General features: G+C 65.3%; 14 protein-coding genes. 6 read left to right on the top strand and 8 right to left on the bottom strand.

Annotated elements, in window-relative coordinates; all coding sequences use genetic code 11:
• Window positions 1–61: 61 nt before the first annotated feature.
• Together PV781_RS09205 and PV781_RS09200 are read left to right on the top strand one after the other, a co-directional pair.
• Window positions 62–1,183 carry an efflux RND transporter periplasmic adaptor subunit gene (locus tag PV781_RS09205; protein ID WP_274775331.1) on the top strand — a complete coding sequence of 374 codons (1,122 nt, stop codon included), beginning with the start codon at window positions 62–64 and terminating at the stop codon, window positions 1,181–1,183.
• A gap of 12 nt (window positions 1,184–1,195) precedes the next feature.
• On the top strand, window positions 1,196–4,279 hold the full coding sequence (locus PV781_RS09200; RefSeq protein WP_274775330.1) for an efflux RND transporter permease subunit: 3,084 nt from the start codon (window positions 1,196–1,198) through the stop codon (window positions 4,277–4,279).
• 198 nt (window positions 4,280–4,477) lie between these two features.
• Here the strand turns inward: PV781_RS09200 and PV781_RS09195 are convergent, their stop codons facing one another.
• Both PV781_RS09195 and PV781_RS09190 read right to left on the bottom strand, forming a co-directional pair.
• On the bottom strand, window positions 4,478–5,242 hold the full coding sequence (locus PV781_RS09195) for an SRPBCC family protein (protein WP_274775329.1): 765 nt from the start codon (window positions 5,240–5,242) through the stop codon (window positions 4,478–4,480).
• 54 nt (window positions 5,243–5,296) lie between these two features.
• Window positions 5,297–6,421, bottom strand: a complete 1,125-nt coding sequence (locus PV781_RS09190; protein ID WP_274775328.1) for a zinc-dependent alcohol dehydrogenase family protein — start codon at window positions 6,419–6,421, stop codon at window positions 5,297–5,299.
• Window positions 6,422–6,535: 114 nt separating this feature from the next.
• Here PV781_RS09190 and PV781_RS09185 point away from each other — a divergent pair, with 114 nt between their 5' ends.
• Genes PV781_RS09185 through PV781_RS09175 form a run of 3 tightly spaced genes read left to right on the top strand, consistent with a single transcriptional unit; the run spans window position 6,536 to window position 10,274 of the window.
• On the top strand, window positions 6,536–7,420 hold the full coding sequence (locus PV781_RS09185; protein WP_274775327.1) for an FAD binding domain-containing protein: 885 nt from the start codon (window positions 6,536–6,538) through the stop codon (window positions 7,418–7,420).
• Window positions 7,417–7,899 carry a (2Fe-2S)-binding protein gene (locus PV781_RS09180; RefSeq protein WP_274775326.1) on the top strand — a complete coding sequence of 161 codons (483 nt, stop codon included), beginning with the start codon at window positions 7,417–7,419 and terminating at the stop codon, window positions 7,897–7,899. Before PV781_RS09185 ends, PV781_RS09180 begins: the two co-directional genes overlap by 4 nt.
• A complete protein-coding gene (locus tag PV781_RS09175; protein ID WP_274775325.1) occupies window positions 7,896–10,274 on the top strand; it encodes a xanthine dehydrogenase family protein molybdopterin-binding subunit in 2,379 nt (792 codons plus the stop codon). Before PV781_RS09180 ends, PV781_RS09175 begins: the two co-directional genes overlap by 4 nt.
• A 58-nt stretch (window positions 10,275–10,332) precedes the next feature.
• On the opposite strand, the gene PV781_RS09170 is transcribed toward PV781_RS09175, so the two are convergent.
• The 5 genes from PV781_RS09170 to PV781_RS09150 are packed head-to-tail and all read right to left on the bottom strand — an operon-like array spanning window position 10,333 to window position 14,734.
• Window positions 10,333–11,871, bottom strand: coding sequence for a class I adenylate-forming enzyme family protein (locus PV781_RS09170; protein ID WP_274775324.1), 1,539 nt, complete (start codon window positions 11,869–11,871; stop codon window positions 10,333–10,335).
• 42 nt (window positions 11,872–11,913) lie between these two features.
• A complete protein-coding gene (locus PV781_RS09165) occupies window positions 11,914–12,666 on the bottom strand; it encodes an SDR family NAD(P)-dependent oxidoreductase (RefSeq protein ID WP_274775323.1) in 753 nt (250 codons plus the stop codon).
• A 51-nt stretch (window positions 12,667–12,717) separates the two neighbouring features.
• Window positions 12,718–13,479, bottom strand: coding sequence for an N-acyl homoserine lactonase family protein (locus PV781_RS09160; protein WP_274775322.1), 762 nt, complete (start codon window positions 13,477–13,479; stop codon window positions 12,718–12,720).
• A 19-nt stretch (window positions 13,480–13,498) separates the two neighbouring features.
• Window positions 13,499–14,272 (bottom strand): enoyl-CoA hydratase-related protein, encoded by a 774-nt coding sequence (locus tag PV781_RS09155; protein ID WP_274775321.1) that lies wholly within the window; start codon window positions 14,270–14,272, stop codon window positions 13,499–13,501.
• Complete coding sequence (locus tag PV781_RS09150) at window positions 14,273–14,734, bottom strand: acyl-CoA thioesterase (protein ID WP_274775320.1); 462 nt, start codon at window positions 14,732–14,734, stop codon at window positions 14,273–14,275. It lies immediately after the preceding gene.
• 322 nt (window positions 14,735–15,056) lie between these two features.
• Between PV781_RS09150 and PV781_RS09145 the strand changes: the two genes are divergently transcribed.
• Window positions 15,057–16,295: an ABC transporter substrate-binding protein gene (locus PV781_RS09145; protein WP_425532377.1), complete on the top strand. Its 1,239-nt coding sequence runs from the start codon at window positions 15,057–15,059 to the stop codon at window positions 16,293–16,295.
• Here PV781_RS09145 and PV781_RS09140 read toward each other — a convergent pair.
• A complete protein-coding gene (locus PV781_RS09140; RefSeq protein WP_274775319.1) occupies window positions 16,231–17,382 on the bottom strand; it encodes a winged helix-turn-helix transcriptional regulator in 1,152 nt (383 codons plus the stop codon). The two genes, PV781_RS09145 and PV781_RS09140, sit on opposite strands and share 65 nt — an antisense overlap.
• Window positions 17,383–17,413: the final 31 nt, after the last annotated feature.

Here is a 17,413-nt window from a genome sequence, read left to right as displayed (position 1 = left end):
AGCGGCCTCGCGCTCCCCCGTTTCCAGAACAAAGCCCCGCATCTGCGAGGAGAAGCAAGACATGAAAAAGCGCATGATCCTCATGCTGGCTGTCGTTGGCCTCATCTTTGGCGGGCTCTACGGCTTCCAGACCTTCAAGGCCTCCATGATCAAGCAGGCGCTGGCTTCCCTCAAGGATCCACCGCAGACGGTCGCCACCATGCCCGCCGCGATGACGCCCTGGCAGGACACCATCAAGGCGGTGGGCAGTGTGCGCGCCGAGGCGGGCGCGGACCTTTCGCTGGAAAGCTCCGGCATCGTCGCGGCTCTCAACTTCAAGTCCGGAGACGAGGTCAAGGAAGGCCAGATCCTGCTCCAGCTCCGCAACGAACAGGAGCTGGCCAATCTGGAAGCGCTGAAGGCCACCGCCAATGTCAGCGCCATCATCCTGAACCGCGACCAGGAGCAGTTGAAGATCCACGCCGTCAGCCAGGCCACCATCGACAGCGACACCGCCAATCTCAAGAAGGCGCTCGCCCAGGTGGCCGAGCAGCAGGCGGTGGTGGACAAGAAGACGCTGAAGGCGCCCTTTTCCGGCCGGCTCGGCATCCGCTCCGTGGACCTCGGCCAATATGTGAGCGCAGGCACGGCGGTGGTGACCCTCCAGTCGCTCAACCCCATCTTCATCGACTTCTACCTGCCCCAGCAGGCGCTGGCGGAGGTGCGCACCGGCCAAACGGTGAAGGCGAGCGTCGACACCTATCAGGGTCAAGGTTTCGAGGGCACCATCACGGCCATCAGCCCGAAGGTGGATTCCTCCTCCCGCAACGTGCAGGTGCGGGCGGAATTCCCCAATGACGACCACCGCCTGGTGCCCGGCATGTTCGCGACCGTGGAGGTGTCGGTGGGCTCGCCCGACGAGCTCGTGACGGTGCCGCAGACCGCGGTGACCGCCAACCCCTATGGCGACATCGCCTTCGTGGTGGAGAAGGCGGAAGGCTCAGCCACCGGCCTGACCGTCCGGCAGGTGTTCGTGAAGACCGGCGAGACCCGTGGCGACCAGATCTCCATCACATCCGGCCTCAAGGCCGGGGACGAGGTGGTGGTGGCCGGCCAGATGAAGCTGCACAACGGCTCGCAGGTGAAGATCAACAACGCCGTGCTGCCCACCGACAATCCCTCGCCCTCCATCATCGACAAGTGAGCGGAGGCAGCCATGTCATCCTTCACCGATATCTTCATCCGCCGGCCGGTCCTGGCCATCGTGGTCTCGCTGCTGATCCTGGTGCTCGGGCTTCGGGCCATGAGCTCCATGCCCATCCTCCAATATCCGCGCACCCAGAACGCCATCGTCACCGTGACCACGACCTATCCCGGCGCGGATCCCGACGTGGTGGCCGGCTTCATCACGACCCCGCTGGAAAATGCCATCGCCCAGGCGAACGGCATTGACTATATGACCTCCACCAGCACCACCGGCACCAGCACCATCACGGTCAACCTCAGGCTCAACTACGATACCGGCAAGGCGCTCACCGAGATCAACACCAAGGTTAATTCGGTGCTTAACCAATTGCCCTCCGGCACCCAGCAGCCGGTGCTGACCGTGAAGGTCGGCCAGACCATCGATTCCATGTATATCGGCTTCCGCAGCGAAGCGATCGCGGCCAACCAGATCACCGACTACCTCATCCGCGTGGTGCAGCCCAAGCTGCAGGCGGTGACAGGGGTGCAGACGGCGGAACTCCTGGGCAGCAAGACGTTCGCCATGCGCGCCTGGCTCGATCCCATCCGCCTCGCCGCCTATGGCGTCACCGCCTCCGAGGTCTCCACTGCGCTCAGCAGCAACGACTACATCGCCAGCCTCGGCAACACCAAGGGCCAGATGGTGCAGGTGAATCTCACCGCCTCCACCAGCCTGCACAATGTGGATGAGTTCAAGAACCTCATCGTCAAGCAGGCCAATGGGGCCGTGGTGCGGCTGAAGGACGTGGCCAATGTCACGCTGGGGTCGGACGACTATGACTCGGCCACCATGTTCAGCGGCCGCGAGTCTGTTTACATCGGCATCCAGATCGCCCCCTCCGCCAACCTGCTGGATGTCATTGCGGGGGTGCGCGCGGCGCTGCCGGGCATCGAGGCGCAATTGCCCACCGGGCTGAGCATGGGCGTCATCTATGATGCCTCGGCCTTCGTGAACTCCTCCATCGAGGAGGTGATCCACACCCTCGTGGAGGCGCTGGCCATCGTCACGCTGGTGGTGTTCGCTTTCCTGGGGTCCTGGCGCTCGGTGCTCATTCCGGTCATCGCCATCCCGCTGTCGCTGATCGGCACCTTCCTGATGATGCTGGCCTTCGGATTCAGCATCAACCTGTTGACGCTGCTGGCCCTGGTGCTCGCCATCGGCCTTGTGGTGGATGATGCCATCATCGTGGTGGAGAGCGTCAACCACCACATGGAGGAGGGCATGAGCGCCCGCGCGGCGGCGTTTGCGGCGGCGCGGCAATTGGCCAATCCCATCATCGCCATGACGGTGGTGCTGATCGCCGTCTACGTGCCCATCGGCTTCCAGGGCGGGCTCACCGGCGCGCTGTTCACCGAATTCGCTTTCACGCTGGTGGGGGCTGTGACCATCTCGGCGGTGGTGGCGCTCACGCTGACGCCCATGATGTCGGCACATATGCTGAAGCCCGTGGACCATGCGGGCGGCGACCTGGAATCACGCATGGTGCTGGCGGTGGACAAGGTGATGGGTAAAGTCACCGCCGCCTATTCCCGCTCGCTCGCCTCCGCGCTCAATTACCTGCCCGTCATCGCGGTGTTCGCGGGGCTGGTGCTCGCCAGCATCTACTGGCTCTATGGTACCGCGCAGAGCGAACTGGCGCCGGAGGAGGACCAGGGCATCATCCTGGCGCAGAGCATCTCCGCCCCGAACGCGACGCTGCAGCAGAAGCAACTCTACAACAAGGCGACCTTCGAGACCTTCGCCAAGCACCCGGAGACCGAGACGGTGTTCCAGGTGGAGGCACCCAGCACCAGCATCGCGGGATGGGTGCTCAAGCCGTGGGACGAGCGCAAGGCCACCACCAAGCAGCTCCAGCCCATGATCCAGCAGGAGCTGAACCAGGTGGCGGGGCAGAAGATCGTCGCCTTCCAGCAATCCCCGCTTCCCGGCTCCAACGGTCTGCCCATGCAGATCGTCATCGGCACCTCGGACGGCTTCGACAAGCTCAATGAGGTCGCCGCCAAGTTCCTCCAGGACGCCCTGGACACAGGCCTGTTCATCTTCCTCAACAATGACCTGAAGATCGACCAGCCGCAGGCCTCCATCGTCATCGACCGGGAGAAGACCTCGCTGCTGGGCCTGTCCATGAGCGATGTGGGCGGCGCGCTCTCCTCCCTCATGGGTGGCGGCTATGTGAACTATTTCAGCCTGGATGGCCGCTCCTACAAGGTCATTCCGCAGGTGAAGCAGGAGGCCCGGCTCAACACGGACCAAGTGCTCGACTATTACATCCGCACCTCGGACGGCACCATGGTTCCGCTCTCCACCGTCGCGCGGATCGAGACCAAGACGGTGCCGGAATCCCTCAACCACTTCCAGCAGGTGAACGCCGCCACCATTGCCGGCGTCGTCGCCCCCGGCATCACCACGGGCGATGCCATCACGGCGCTGAAGGACCTCGCCCAACGCACACTGCCGCCGGGCTATACCCTCGACTTCGGCGGGGCCTCGCGCCAGTACGTGCAGGAGAGCGGCGGCTTCGTGACCACGTTCGCCTTCGCGCTCATCGTGATCTACCTGTCGCTGGCGGCGTTGTTCAACAGCTTCCGCGATCCGGTGGTGATCCTGCTCTCGGTGCCCATGTCTCTGGCCGGAGCGCTGATCTTCATCAGCCTCGGCATCGGCGGCGCCAGCATCAACATCTACACGCAGGTGGGGCTGACGACGCTGATGGGGCTCATCAGCAAGCACGGCATCCTCATGCTGGAAGTGGCGAACGAACTGCAGCTGGAGGGCAAGACGAAGCGCGAGGCCATCCAGGCGGCCGCGACGCTCCGGCTGCGGCCCATCCTGATGACCACGGCGGCGATGGTGCTGGGCGTCGTGCCCCTGATCTTGGCCTCGGGCGCGGGCGCGGCGTCGCGCTACAATCTGGGCCTCGTCATCGCCACCGGCCTCGCCATCGGCACGCTGTTCACCCTCTATGTGGTGCCCGCAGCCTATGTGCTGATGGGTGAGACCCACCGCCGTGTGGAAGATGAAGGCGTCGCGCCGACAGCGGCACCGGCCCAATAGAGTGGCTGGGGCTGGCTTCGCGTCAGCCCTGGTCCCCGGGACCCTGGCGCCAGGCGCGCGGCCCCATGCCACGCTCTTCACCGACCGGCGGCATGAAGAAGGTGATCCTCGGCAGCATGGTCACCATCACCCGGACGAATGACTTGCCCGCGGATTTCCGCGGGCACATCCTGATCACCTGGGCTCTGAATGGTCGCCTCACCGATCTCGCTCCAGAGCGGCAAGCCTGCCTCCCAGGTATCCCATCGCAGCCGTCAGGATGAGAACCAAGGCAGCGATAAATTCTGCGGAGAATGGTCCGCATCCGGACATGCCACCGGCCACCCCACCGCCGTAGAGATAGGGAATTGCAATGACAGTGGCGGACAGGACGACCAGCCCTGCCAGCCAATGCATGCCCTTGTTCCGGGACGGCGCGGACGACGGACGCGGGCGAGAGTGCGGCGGACGCGTAAGGGGGATCTGGCCCTCCGGTTTTTCCGCGCCTGATTCATCCGCCGCCTCACGGGGGCCGCCATTGCTCTGGGCCGCGATCTCCTCGGCAAACCGTTTGAAGAAGGCGGCCGACATCTGCTTTGCCGTCACATCAATGAGACGGGCGCCGAGCTGGGCCAGCCTTCCGCCAACCTGGGCGGTCACCTCGTAAGACAGGATGGTCTCGCCCCCATCTGACCGGAGACGCACCCGTGCTTCCCCCTTGGCGAAGCCGGCCATGCCCCCCTGCCCTTCGCCAGTGATGCGGTAGCTGTTGGGTGGGTCCAGGTCCGAGAGGACGACCGATCCTTCGAAGCGGGCGCTCACCGGGCCGACCTTCAGGAGCAGGCGGGCACTCATCCGTGTGTCCGTCTCTTTTACGAGATCCTGGCAGCCGGGAATGCAGGCCTTCAGGATCTCCGGATCGTTGAGCGCCTGCCAGACGGTCGCCTGCGCAGCGGGAATGCGCTGTTCACCGCTCATGTCCATGCACTGGTCTCCATTACCGCCCGCGACGCATGCGGGGCAATCGATGGCTTGCGACTAGAATTCGACCACCAGCCGTACGACTGAACCTTCGTGAAGCCGGTCAAAACCGGCATTGATGTCTTCCAGCGGAATGCGGCCGCTCATCAGCCGGTCTACGGGCAGGCGTCCCGCCTTGTAGAGTTCCACATAGCGGGGCACGTCCCGCACGGGCACGCAGGTGCCGATATAGCTGCCTTTCACCGTGCGCTCCTCGGCCACCAGGCTCACGATATTCACGGGGAGAACCGCGTCGGGCGATGGCAGGCCGGCGGTCACCGTGGTGCCACCCCTCCGGGTCATCCGGTAAGCGTTTTCGAGCGCCCGCGCGGAACCGGCGAACTCGAACACGAAATCCGCCCCGCCCTGGGTGAGAGCCTTCACCTGATCAATGGCGTCGGGGGCGCGGCCGTCCACAATGCCGGTGGCGCCCAGTTCCATCGCCAAGGCGAGCTTCTCCGGCGCGAGATCCACGGCGACGATCCGGGCTGCGCCCGCGGCGCGCGCGCCGAGCACCGCCGCAAGGCCCACGCCCCCAAGGCCGACCACCGCCACGCTCTCACCGGCCTGAACACGCGCCGTATTCACCACCGCGCCCACGCCCGTCAGCACCGCGCACCCAAAGAGGGCGGCCACAGGCAATGGAATATCCTTGTCTATCTGAACCAAAGATCGCCGCGACACCACCGCATAGTCCGCAAAGGCGGAGCATCCGAGATGATGGTGCAAAGGTGCGCCATCCTGATGCAGCCTGATGGCCCCGCTCAGCAATTCTCCCTTCCCATTGGCCGCCGCGCCGGGCTCGCACAGGGCCGGACGCCCCCGGGAACAGGGCTGGCAATGGCCGCAACTGGGCATGAACACCATGACCACATGATCGCCCGGAACAAGGTCGGTAACGCCTGCACCCACCTGGGCGACGATGCCTGCAGCCTCGTGGCCGATCGCCATGGGCATCGGCCTTGGCCTGTTCCCGTTGATGACCGAAAGGTCAGAATGGCAAAGGCCGGCCGCCGCGATCTTCACGAGCACCTCGTCGCGGCCCGGCGGATCCAATTCCACCTCTTCGATGCGCAGTGGCCGGCTTTCGGCAAAAGGCATCGGAGCTCCCATGTTCCGCAGCACCGCAGCCCTGGTCTTCATGGCTTTCCCTCTCCGACAGGACGCCCCGGGCGTCCCCGCACCTTGACATCCCCTAACATAGTTCAATAATGCAAGTCACTAGAGAATGGACACAATGATGTCGGGACAAGACGCATGAAGCCCGCCAGCTTTGATTATGTGCGGGCCGAGAGCATTCCCCACGCGGTGGAAGCACTGGCCGCAGCCGGAGGGGATGGAAAGATCCTGGCGGGCGGACAAAGCCTCATGCCGATGATGAATTTCCGACTGGTTCAACCGTCCGTCATTGTGGACATCAACCAGGTGCACGGGCTGGAAAGCATCGAACGCCGCCCCGGCGCGCTCCACATCGGAGCCTTGGTTCGGCACCGCATGACCGCGGAGAATGAACTCGTTGCCCGCCACCTCCCGGTGCTGCGTGCCGCCATGGCGCATGTGGCGCACCTCACCATCCGCAACCGTGGCACCTTCTGCGGCAGCGTCTGCCATGCGGACCCTGCCGCCGAGATGCCGATGATGATGATGCTGCTGGACGGCACCCTTCACGTCGCCTCAGTGAGAGGGGTGCGCACACTCGCCGCGCGGGGCTTCTTTCTCGGCTCTCTGGTGACGGCGCTCGAGCCGGACGAAATGGTAACGGGGATCGACCTTCCCCTGCCCTCGCCACGGGTTGGCTGGGGCTTCCAGGAGTTTGCCCGGCGCCACGGGGATTATGCGCTCGCCGCGGTCGCGGTGCTCATGGACAAAGAAGACGGCAAGGCCCGCAACGTCCGCATTGCCATGATGGGGGTGGGCGACACGCCCTTGCGCCTGCCCAGCGTGGAGGCGGCCGTTGAGGCACGGGAAGCGAACCCCACCGTCATCGCGAAGGCGGTGGAGGCCCTGCGGGACAGCATCACCCCGTCGTCGGACCTCAATGCCTCCAGCGACTATCGCCGCCATCTGGCGGGCGTCCTCGCGCAGCGCGCCCTTGCCGAAGCCTGGACACGCGCCAGCCGGGCACAGGAGACGGTGGCATGATTACCGGTAGCCTCATCAGCCTGACCGTCAATGGCCTCACCTATACCCGTACGGTCGAGCCACGCCTTCTGCTCAGTGACTTCCTGCGGCACGAGCTTGGCCTCACCGGCACCCATGTGGGGTGCGAGCATGGGGTCTGCGGCGCCTGCACCATCCTGATGGACGGGCGCAGCGTGCGTTCCTGCCTGACCCTTGCCATTCAGGCCCATGGCGCTGTCATCGAGACAGTGGAGGGGCTTGGGCGCATGGACGAGTTGGGCCGGATCCAGCAGGCGTTCCGGGATCATCATGGGCTGCAATGCGGCTTCTGCACGCCGGGTTTCCTGATGACCGTCACCGACATGCTGCGGCACCACCCCCTGGAAAGCGACGAGGACATCCGGGAGGCGCTGTCGGGCAACGTCTGCCGCTGCACCGGCTACGAGCACATCGTGAACGCAGTGCGGGAGCTGGCGCGAGAGAGAGGCCCGCTGCCATGAACTCCATTGCTTCCGCTGTGGAAATGCGGCCCGGCCTTGTGGGTCAACGGATCAAACGCACCGAAGACCTCCGCTTGCTCACCGGCAACGGGCGCTATGTGGACGACATGTCGCCACCAGGCATGCTGCACCTCGCGCTTCTGCGCAGCGACCAGCCCCACGCCCGGATCCGTTCCATCGACGCCTCCGCCGCCTTTTCGGTGCCGGGGGTGGTGGCGGTGTTCGATGCGGAGGACGTCTCGGGCGATTTCCAGCCCGCCATTCCCACCTCCCGCATGGCTGGCTATTACGCCACGCCCATCCGCCCCTTGGCGCTCGGCAAGGTGCGCTATGTGGGGGAGCCCGTGGTGGCGGTGCTCGCGGAGAGCCGCTATGCGGCGGAAGATGCCGTGGGGGCGATATCCGTCGCCTACGATCCCCTGCCCTTCGCCATCCGGCAGGAAGAGGCCGTCAAGGCCGAGGCGCCGCTCCTGCATGAGGAGGCGGGCAGCAATGTCATCATCTCCCGCACCTTCAGGCGAGGCAATGCGGAGGCGGCGCTCGCGTCCGCCTCGGTGGTGGTGAAAGGGCGCTTCCGGATGACGCGGAAGACGCCCATGCCGCTGGAAGGCCGGGCCTATCTTGCTGAATGGGACCGCCGTCGGCAGGCGCTGACGCTCCATTCGGCCACCAACATTCCCGGGATCATCCGCGACGTATTGGCCACCTGCCTCGATCTGCCCGGAAACCGCATGCGGGTGGTGGCCCCGGATGTGGGCGGCAGCTTTGGGGGCAAGGGCTCGCTGAATCCGGAGGAAGTGCTGGTCTCCATCCTGGCGCGCAAACTGGAGCGACCCATCAAGTTCACGGCCGATCGCATGGAAGACCTCACCGCCATGAGCCAGGCCTTCGATGAACTGATCGAGGCGGAACTGGCGGTGGATGGGGCGGGGCGGCTTCTGGGCCTCAAGGCCGATGTCATCGGCGATATCGGCGCCTATTCCATCTATCCCTGGACCGGCGCGCTGGAACCGGTGCAGGTGGTCAGCTTCCTTCCCGGCCCCTACCGCATGGAGCATTATGAGGGCCGGGTCCGCGGGGTCCTCACGCCGAAGCCGCCCACCGGGCCTTATCGGGGCGTCGGCCGACCGTCCTCCACCTTTGCCATGGAGCGGCTGATGGACATGGCGGCCCGCCGGCTGGGGCTGGATCCGGCCGAAATCCGCCGTCGCAACCTCGTGCGATCCGAGGAGTTTCCTTATCGCACGGGCTCAGGGATCATCTGGGATCGCTCGGCCTTCCAGGAGTGCCTGGAGGGGGTCTGCACGCTGGTGGATTACCCCGCCCTCGTCAAAGCCCGTGATGCCGCGCGCGCCGAAGGACGCTGGGTCGGCATTGGGCTCGCCAGCTATGCCGAACTCACCGGCATCGGCTCCCGCATCGCCGTCGCGCCGGGAATGCCGATCAATACCGGGACAGAGACCGCCTCCATCCGCATCGACGCGACCGGGGCCGTAACCGCCGCCTTTGGCGTCTCATCCCACGGGCAGGGCCTTGAGACCACGCTGGCGCAGGTGGTCGCGGACGAGCTTGGCTGCCGCTTCGAGGACGTGGAAATCCGGCACGGCGACAGCGCGCTTGTTCCCATGGGCACCGGCACTTATGCCAGCCGCTCGGCGGTGCTCGGCGGCGGCGCGGCGACCAAGGCGGCGCGCGTGGTGAAGGCGAAGGTGCTGCGGGCGGCTGCCTTCCTGATGGATGTGCCCTTGGAGGACCTGGAGGCAAGGGACGGGATCATCCGCGCGCGCTCCTCCAATGGCACCATGACCTTCAAGCAGCTCGCCCATGCCGTCTATGCGCAGATGGGCCGCATTCCCCATGATGTGCGGGAGGATCTGGTCGCGGAGGAAACCTATGACCCCTATCTGGGCACGGCCTGTTCCTCCACGCACCTGGCCATGGTCGAGGTGGACCCGGGAACCTATGGCGTCACCATCCGGCGGTTCGCCGTGGCGGAGGATTGCGGGAGGATTATCAATCCCTTGATCGTGGATGGTCAGGTCCACGGTGCGGTGGCGCAGGGCATCGGCGCCGCCTTGCTGGAGGAGGTGGTCCATGACGCGACGGGGCAATTGCTTACCGCCAGTCTTGCGGACTATCTGGTGCCGGTGGCCACCAGCGTTCCTGACATCGAAATCCTGCATGTGGAGGCGGAGTTGCCGGCCAATCTGGGCGGGTTCAGGGGCATGGGCGAGGGAGGCACAATCGGCGCGCCAGCCGCCATCGCCAATGCCGTCTCCGACGCGCTGGCGCATCTTGGCATCGAGATCGACACGCTGCCGGTGACGCCGGAGCGCCTTTTCCAGCTGGTGGAACAGGCGCGCAAAGAAGCGTGAGACCGGCCGCTCCCGGCCTCACTCCATCACTCGATCTCACCGGCCACCGCCGCCTATCTCAGGCGGCGGTGGTCAGCAATTCGCGCAGGCGGAAGCGGAGCACCTTGCCCGAACCTGTGCGCGGGATTTCTTCCACAAACTGCACCACGTGCGGGATCTTGTAGGAAGACAGGCGCGCCCGGCAGTGATCGAGCAGGGCCTCCACATCGGGCGCGGCCTCACCTGGCACGATGAAGACGGCGGGGACTTCCCCGAGCGTCGGATGGGGAATGCCCGCCACCGCGCAGTCCCGCACGCCCGCCAGTGTCAGGATGACCTCCTCGATCTCCGCCGGCGCGATGTTCTGGCCGCCGCGGATGATGAGTTCCTTGAGCCGGCCGGTCACCGTCACGAAGCCGTTCCGGTCCGCTCGGGCGAGGTCGCCCGTGTGATACCACCCGTTGCGCAGGGCCTTCGCGGTCTCCTCCGGCTTGGCGTGGTAGCCGAGCATGACGTTTGGCCCGCGTACGATGAGTTCACCCTCCTCGCCCGCATCCACATCCCTCAGGCTGACCGGGTCCACGAGGCGCAGCGCGACCCCCGGCAGCGGCAGGCCGCAGGAGCCCATGATGCGGGTGGCCGACGCAGAATTCATCGTCACCATGGTGGAGGTCTCGGTGATGCCGTAGCCGTCCAGCAACGGCACGCCAAATGCGGCCTCGAACCCCGCATTCAGGGGCGCCGGCAGGATGGCGCCGGCAGACACGCACACCCGGAGCCCCGGCATTTTGGACCAGCCCTGCGCCTGTGCGGCATCCTTCAGGTAATGGAACATGGTCGGCACGCCGGGAAGCACCGTGAAGTCACCGGTCTCCAGCAGGCGCAGGGTTTCCCGCGTCGAGTATTTCTCAAGAAGATATTCGCTCGCGCCCACCGCGAGCACGGACAGGACGGAGAAATTGAGCGCGTAGGAGTGGAACAGCGGAAGCGGTGACAGCACCCTGTCATCGGCACAGAGCCCGACCACCGGAGCCCAGCACGCGGCGGTCACCCAGAACATGCTCCGGCATGTCAGCACCACGCCCTTGGGGCGGCCGGTCGTGCCTGACGTATAGATGATGAAGGCCGGCGCATCTATATCATCGAGATCGCGCGCTGCCTCCGCGCACGGCCGGTCCGCACAGGCGGAGAAGCTGCGCGGCGCGTCGTCCGGCGCATCGACGCTGATGAGGGACAGCGGCTCCGGGCGGTCCAGCGCCTCAACGAGCGCGGCGCCGCTTTCGCTGGTGATGACCAGGCGGCAGTCCGCATCCGTGAGGCGGTATTCCACCTCCCCGGGCGCCGCCTCGGCGCTGATCGGCACGGCCACAGCGCCAGCCCGCACGATGGCAAGGCACGCCTCCACCCATGCCACGCTGTTGGGCAGGTAGATGGCGACGCTTTCCCCCGGCCGGATGCCGCGTTCGGCCATGTGCCCCGCGAGATTGGCCGTGCGTCGCTCCAGCTCCGCATAGGAGACGGAGCGACCCGCATCCTGATAAGCTATTTTCGCGCCCTGCTCGCGGGCGTGGCGCCGGAGCAGATCCGGCACCGGGGCGATGAGGTCCGCCTTGAGCATGTTGTCCTCCGATCAACCCGCCGCTTTCTGTGCGCGGCGTTGTCAAACCATGCTGAAGCCACCAGAAATGCTGATCACCTGCCCGGTGATCCATGAGCCCTTCGGCGAGGCGAGGAGGACCACCGCAGGGGCGATGTCCTCGGGCTGACCGAGCCGGCGCAGCGGATAGAATTTGGTCAGCTTGTCGCGGTTCGCCTCCACCCAGGCCCGGTCATGGGCGGTCTCGATCAGGCCCAGGGAAAGCGTGTTGGCGGTGACGCCGAAGCGACCCATTTCCCGGGCCAGCGACTTCATGAGGGCAACGGTTCCGGCCCGCGCGGCGGCCACGATGGCAAGGCCGGATTCGCCCACGCGGGAACTATCCCCCACGACGGCGATGAGCCGACCGTTCCCGCTCTTTTCCAGATGGGGCGCGGCGGCATGCGCCAGATGAATGGCCCCATAGAGGCACGTATCGATCTGCGCCTTCCATTCCTTCTCGGTGGAGTCGATGAACCTCTGGCGAATGGCGAGGCCGGCATTGTTGACGAGAATGTCGAGCCCGCCAAAATCGCCAGCCACCGCCTCCACCATGGTGCGCACGGCGGCGAGATCGGCGACATCAGCCTTGTAGGCCTTGGCTTCTCCCCCGCGCGCGCGGATTTCATCCACCACCGCCTGGGCCTCTTCCGCGGAGTTGCGATAGTTGACCGCCACCCTGGCTCCCTCAGCGGCGAGCGCCAGCGAGATTTCCCGACCGACGTCACGGGCGCCGCCCGTCACCAGCGCCACCTTGCCCTTCAATTCCAGATCCATGGACGTTTCGCCTTCCGCGATTATGTGTTCGAGAGAGAAACCGGACGGTCCCTATTGGTAGGCGTCCGCACCCTTGCGGAGCGTGGCCCACTGGGCATCGTCATGGCCGCAGAGCACGGTCGCGCCTGCGGCCTCGATCCTGCGGATCTCGTCGAGGGAGTTCCGGTAGAGATCAGCATTCCAGGTGTTCTTCGGCACCAGGTCCGCTTCCAGGCTGGAGCGCAGGCTCACCGCATCGGAGGCCAGCAGGAAGGCGCCGTCCTGGTCGAGAGATACCAACGCTCCCGTGAGCCCAGGCGTGTGGCCCGGCAGCGGGATGAGGGTGATGCGCCCGTCCCCGAACAGATCCCTCTGCCCATCGATCAGATCGACCGGATTGGGCTGGTCCCACTCCACCGGCAGATAGCCGGCCGCCTGCGCATTTTCGGCGCGCGCGGCCGCCATCTCGTCGGCGTGCACAACCATCGTCGCGCGGCGGAAAAAGGCATTGCAGCCGCAGTGATCGGGATGGAAGTGCGAGCAGATCACCACATCGATATCGTCCGGCCCGAGGCCGGTGCAGGCGAGCTGCGAGACCACATTGTCCTGCGGCCCCATGATCGGGGTCATAGCGCGGGCGACGCCGCCCCAACGCGCCTCCGCCTGCGTCACCACGGAGGGATGGCAGCCAGTATCGAACAGCACATTGCCCTGCGGGTGGCGCAGGAGGATGGATGAGACGGGAAGCTCGATGGTCTCGCTGCGGTCGGCATCCGGCTCATAGACGTGCCGCTTCATCCGCAGACGGCCACCGGATAGCACATGCATCTTCATCGCCAATTCCTCCCGGCCGTTACCGCCCCTCGAAGCGCGGCGGGCGCTTCTCGGCAAAGGCATTGCGCCCTTCCTGGTAGTCAAAGCTGCGCGAGGCAGCATCGATGCGGGCCTGCGCATCGGCCAGATCAAGCGCGCCCGGCCCCATGGCGAGGCCGTCCAGGATGAATTTCGCACCGGCCAGGGAGAGCGGCGCATTCTCCGCCATGCGGGCCGCCAGAGCACGCGCCGCCGCCTGCGCATCATCCTCCACGCCATCCACGAGCCCGATGCGCGCCGCTTCATCCGCCGGGATACGATCTGCGGTGAACAGGATGCGCTTGGCTTGGGTCAGCCCTACCAGCGCAAACAGTCGCTGGGTGCTGCGCACGCCATAAACGATGGACAGCCGCGCCGCCGGAATGCCGAGAATGGCGGACGGCCCCGCAATGCGGAAGTCACACGCCATGGACAGGTGGCATCCCCCGCCCAGGCAATAGCCCGACAAGACGGCGATGGTCGGCTTGCCCGCACCGGCGATGGCATCCGAGCACGCATCCACCGCCTCTTCATAGGCGATGCTCTGTTCAAGGGTGTGGCGCACGCGGGGAAACTCCGCAATGTCCGCGCCGACGCTGAAATCCTGACCCGCGCCGGTCAACAGGATGGCGCGCACCGTATTGTCGCGCGAAAGCTCGGAAAAGATGCCGGCCACACCCTGCCACATGGCGAGCGTCATGGCATTGCGTTGCGCGGGGCGATTCAGTGTCACCGTCGCGATCGGGCCATCCACGGCGACCAGAAGCTCGCTCATTTAGGCCTCCTGAATAAGGTCGGACGGGACGACCAAAGGGGAAAGAATCTCGCGCAGCTTGGGGGGGAGCGGCACAGGGCGCTGGCTGGCACGATCCACATAGACGTGGACGAAATGCCCCTGCGCCGCCGCGGTCTCATCCGCATTCCGGAACAGGCCGATTTCGTAGCGGACACTGCTGGTTCCGAGCCGCCCCACCCGCAGACCCGCGGTCACCCGCTGGGGAAAGGCGATGGAGGAGAAATACTGGCACCGTGTCTCGGCTACGAGGCCGATGACCGGGCTGTGCTCAATATCGAGAACATCCGCCTCGATCAGATACTGGCAAACGGCCGTATCGAAGAAGGAATAATAGACCACGTTGTTGATGTGCCGGTAGACATCATTGTCCATCCACCGGGTCGTGATCTCGCGGAAATGTCGATAGGCGGATCGCCTTTCCGGTGTGGCGCGCGCAGTCACATTCACCCTCTGAAGCACTGGTGGCAAGGCACGCGCCCGATCGGCGCCGAGCCGGCGCACGCCTTGCGCTCGGCCGAATTCAGGCAGCGATCGCTCGCTCTATGACTTGCATTATTAGACTGAAAATGCTGTTGTCAATGGAGCGATCCCGTAGAGATCCAGGTAACGCAGCAAAAATGCCGGAGCGCTGATCAGCCAGACAGTGCTCAGCCATACGGAGAACGGAGCCTTCGCCAAGCGGCCCATTCGTCCGTCCATTTACCGTAGCAACAATCAGGCACGTCGCGTGGGCCAAACCGCGCACGCAGGGAGGAGGAAAATCATGTCCCGGATCGTCCAGTCACTTATGGTATGCGCGGCGCTTGCCATCCCGATGCCGTGTCTGGCGCAGGCGCAGCCGGCGGCGCCTCAGGGGAAAATGGCCAATGGCACCGTCAAGATCGGTGTGCTCACGGATATGTCGGGCCAGTTCTCGCACGAGGCGGGAGAAGGATCCGTCACGGCCGTGAAGATGGCGGTGGAGGACTTTGGCGGCAAGGTTCTCGGCAAGCCCATCGACGTCATCGTGGCGGACCACCAGAACAAGACCGAGGTCGCCATTTCCAAGGCCAAGGAATGGTTCGATGTGGACCAGGTGGACATGATCGCCAACTTGATCAATTCCGCGGTCGCCATGGGTGTCGCCAGCGTCGCGAAGGAGAAGAACGGGATCGCCATCGTCAACGGATCGGGATCCTCACGCCTGACGGGCGACGCCTGCACCCCGAACACCATCCACTATGCCTATGACACCTACGCACTTGCCGTCGGCACGGGCAACGCGCTCATCAAGCAAGGCAAGAAGCGTTGGTTCTTCCTCACGGCCGACTACGCCTTCGGCCATGCGCTGGAAGCCGACACCGCGGCGGTGGTCAAGGCCGGCGGCGGCCAGGTGGTCGGCTCCGTCCGCTACCCCATCAACACCTTGGACCACGGCTCCTTCATGCTTCAGGCCCAGGGGTCGGGCGCTGATGTCATCGCCGTCGCCGGATCCGGCACCGTCTTCATCAACGCCGTGAAGGCGGCCCACGATTTCGGCCTCACCCAGTCGGGCAAGCAATCGCTGGCGGGCCTCCTTGTCTGGATCACGGACGTGCACTCCATGGGCCTTGAAAACGCGCAGGGGCTCGTCCTGACCAATGCCTTCTACTGGGATCGGGACGATGAAACCCGCGCCTTCTCCAAGAAGTTCGAGGCACGCATGGGGCGCAAGCCGCATATGGGCGATGCCGGCGATTATTCCTCGACCATCTTCTACCTGAAGGCGGTCGAAGCCGCGGGCACCGACGAGGCGCAAGCCGTCCTTGCCAAGATGCGCGAGATGAAGGTCAACGACTTCTTCGCCAAGGGCGGATACCTGCGGGCCGATGGCCGGTTTGTTCACGACATGTATGTCTACCAGGTCAAGACCCCTGCGGAGTCCAAGTATCCGTGGGACTACTACAAGCTCGTCCAGGTCATCCCCGGCGACCAGGCTTTCCGGCCGCTGTCCGAGAGCCAGTGCCCGCTGGTGAAGAAGTAGCCTTTCCAGCTTTGCGCGCGGGCTCCTTTGCCTGGGTCCCGCCCGCCGCCCCCGCCATCACGCGCTCCATGCGATCACTCGCCTGGGGCGCGCCGTATCTGGCCGGATCGTAGTTCAGCCGATAGCGCATCGCGTGGGCCTCGACCGGCTGCCGGCACTTGTTGCAGATGACGACCGCCGAAAAATCATGCCCGCAATCCAGATGCGTCAGGATGAGCGGCGGATCGCCCCCAGACAACCATCGATCTCCCCATGCCGCCATGGAAATGAAGGCGCCGTAGAGATCCTTGCCCATCTCGGTCAGGCGGTATTCGAAGCGTTCGGGCAAGTCCTGATACTTGCGCCGCTCGAACACGCCTCGCGCCACGAGACGGCCGAGCCGCTCCGCAAGAATGTTCGGTGCAATCTTGAGTTCGTTCTGAAGCTGGTCGAACCGACGCACGCCGAAGAAGGCCTCCCGCAGGATGAGGAAGCTCCAGCGGTCACCGATAATCTCCAGAGAGCGGGACACGGAACTCGGGCGTCCCTGTGAGAAGCTGGCGGATTCGGCCGTCCGCCGCGCGCGCTTGGCCGGCTCCACCGGTGTACGCCCGGCGCCGGGGCCATCCCGGTAGCTGACACGGTGGGCGTGCACCTCTCCCAGGCAATGCGAGCAGGCCACATAAGGCTCGCACTCCTGTCCGCAGGTCGCATGGATCAGCTTGAGTGGCGGCCCCTCCGGCCCGCAGAGCCAGCGGTCGCCGAAGCGGATCAGGGCGACGAAGCTCGGATAGAGATCCATGCCGCATCGCGTCAGATGATATTCCACCCGGCTCGACGTGTCCGAGTAGTGCACCTGCCGGAAAATGCCCCGCATGGTCAGGCGCTTCAGGCGCTCGGACAGCGTGCCCCGAGGCAGGCCGAGGGCGGTGCGGAACTCCTCGAACCGCTGCGCGCCGAAGAAAGCCTCTCGAATGATGAGAAAGCTCCAGGCATCAGAGACAATCGAAATCGTCCGACCCACGGAGCAGTTGCGCTCGAAAAGTTGAGCCACCGGCCGTGCGCGCTCGCTGCCCCGTGCAGCCTCCGGGCCCTTGTCCCTGACCATCTTCGATATGAGTCCCGCGAAAAGTGTCCGT

It is taken from the genome of Aquabacter sediminis (assembly GCF_028863665.1).
Taxonomy (GTDB): Bacteria; Pseudomonadota; Alphaproteobacteria; order Rhizobiales; family Xanthobacteraceae; genus L1I39.
Note: the sequence above shows the minus strand (reverse complement) of the source record. Positions and strands in the feature narration are given on the sequence as shown.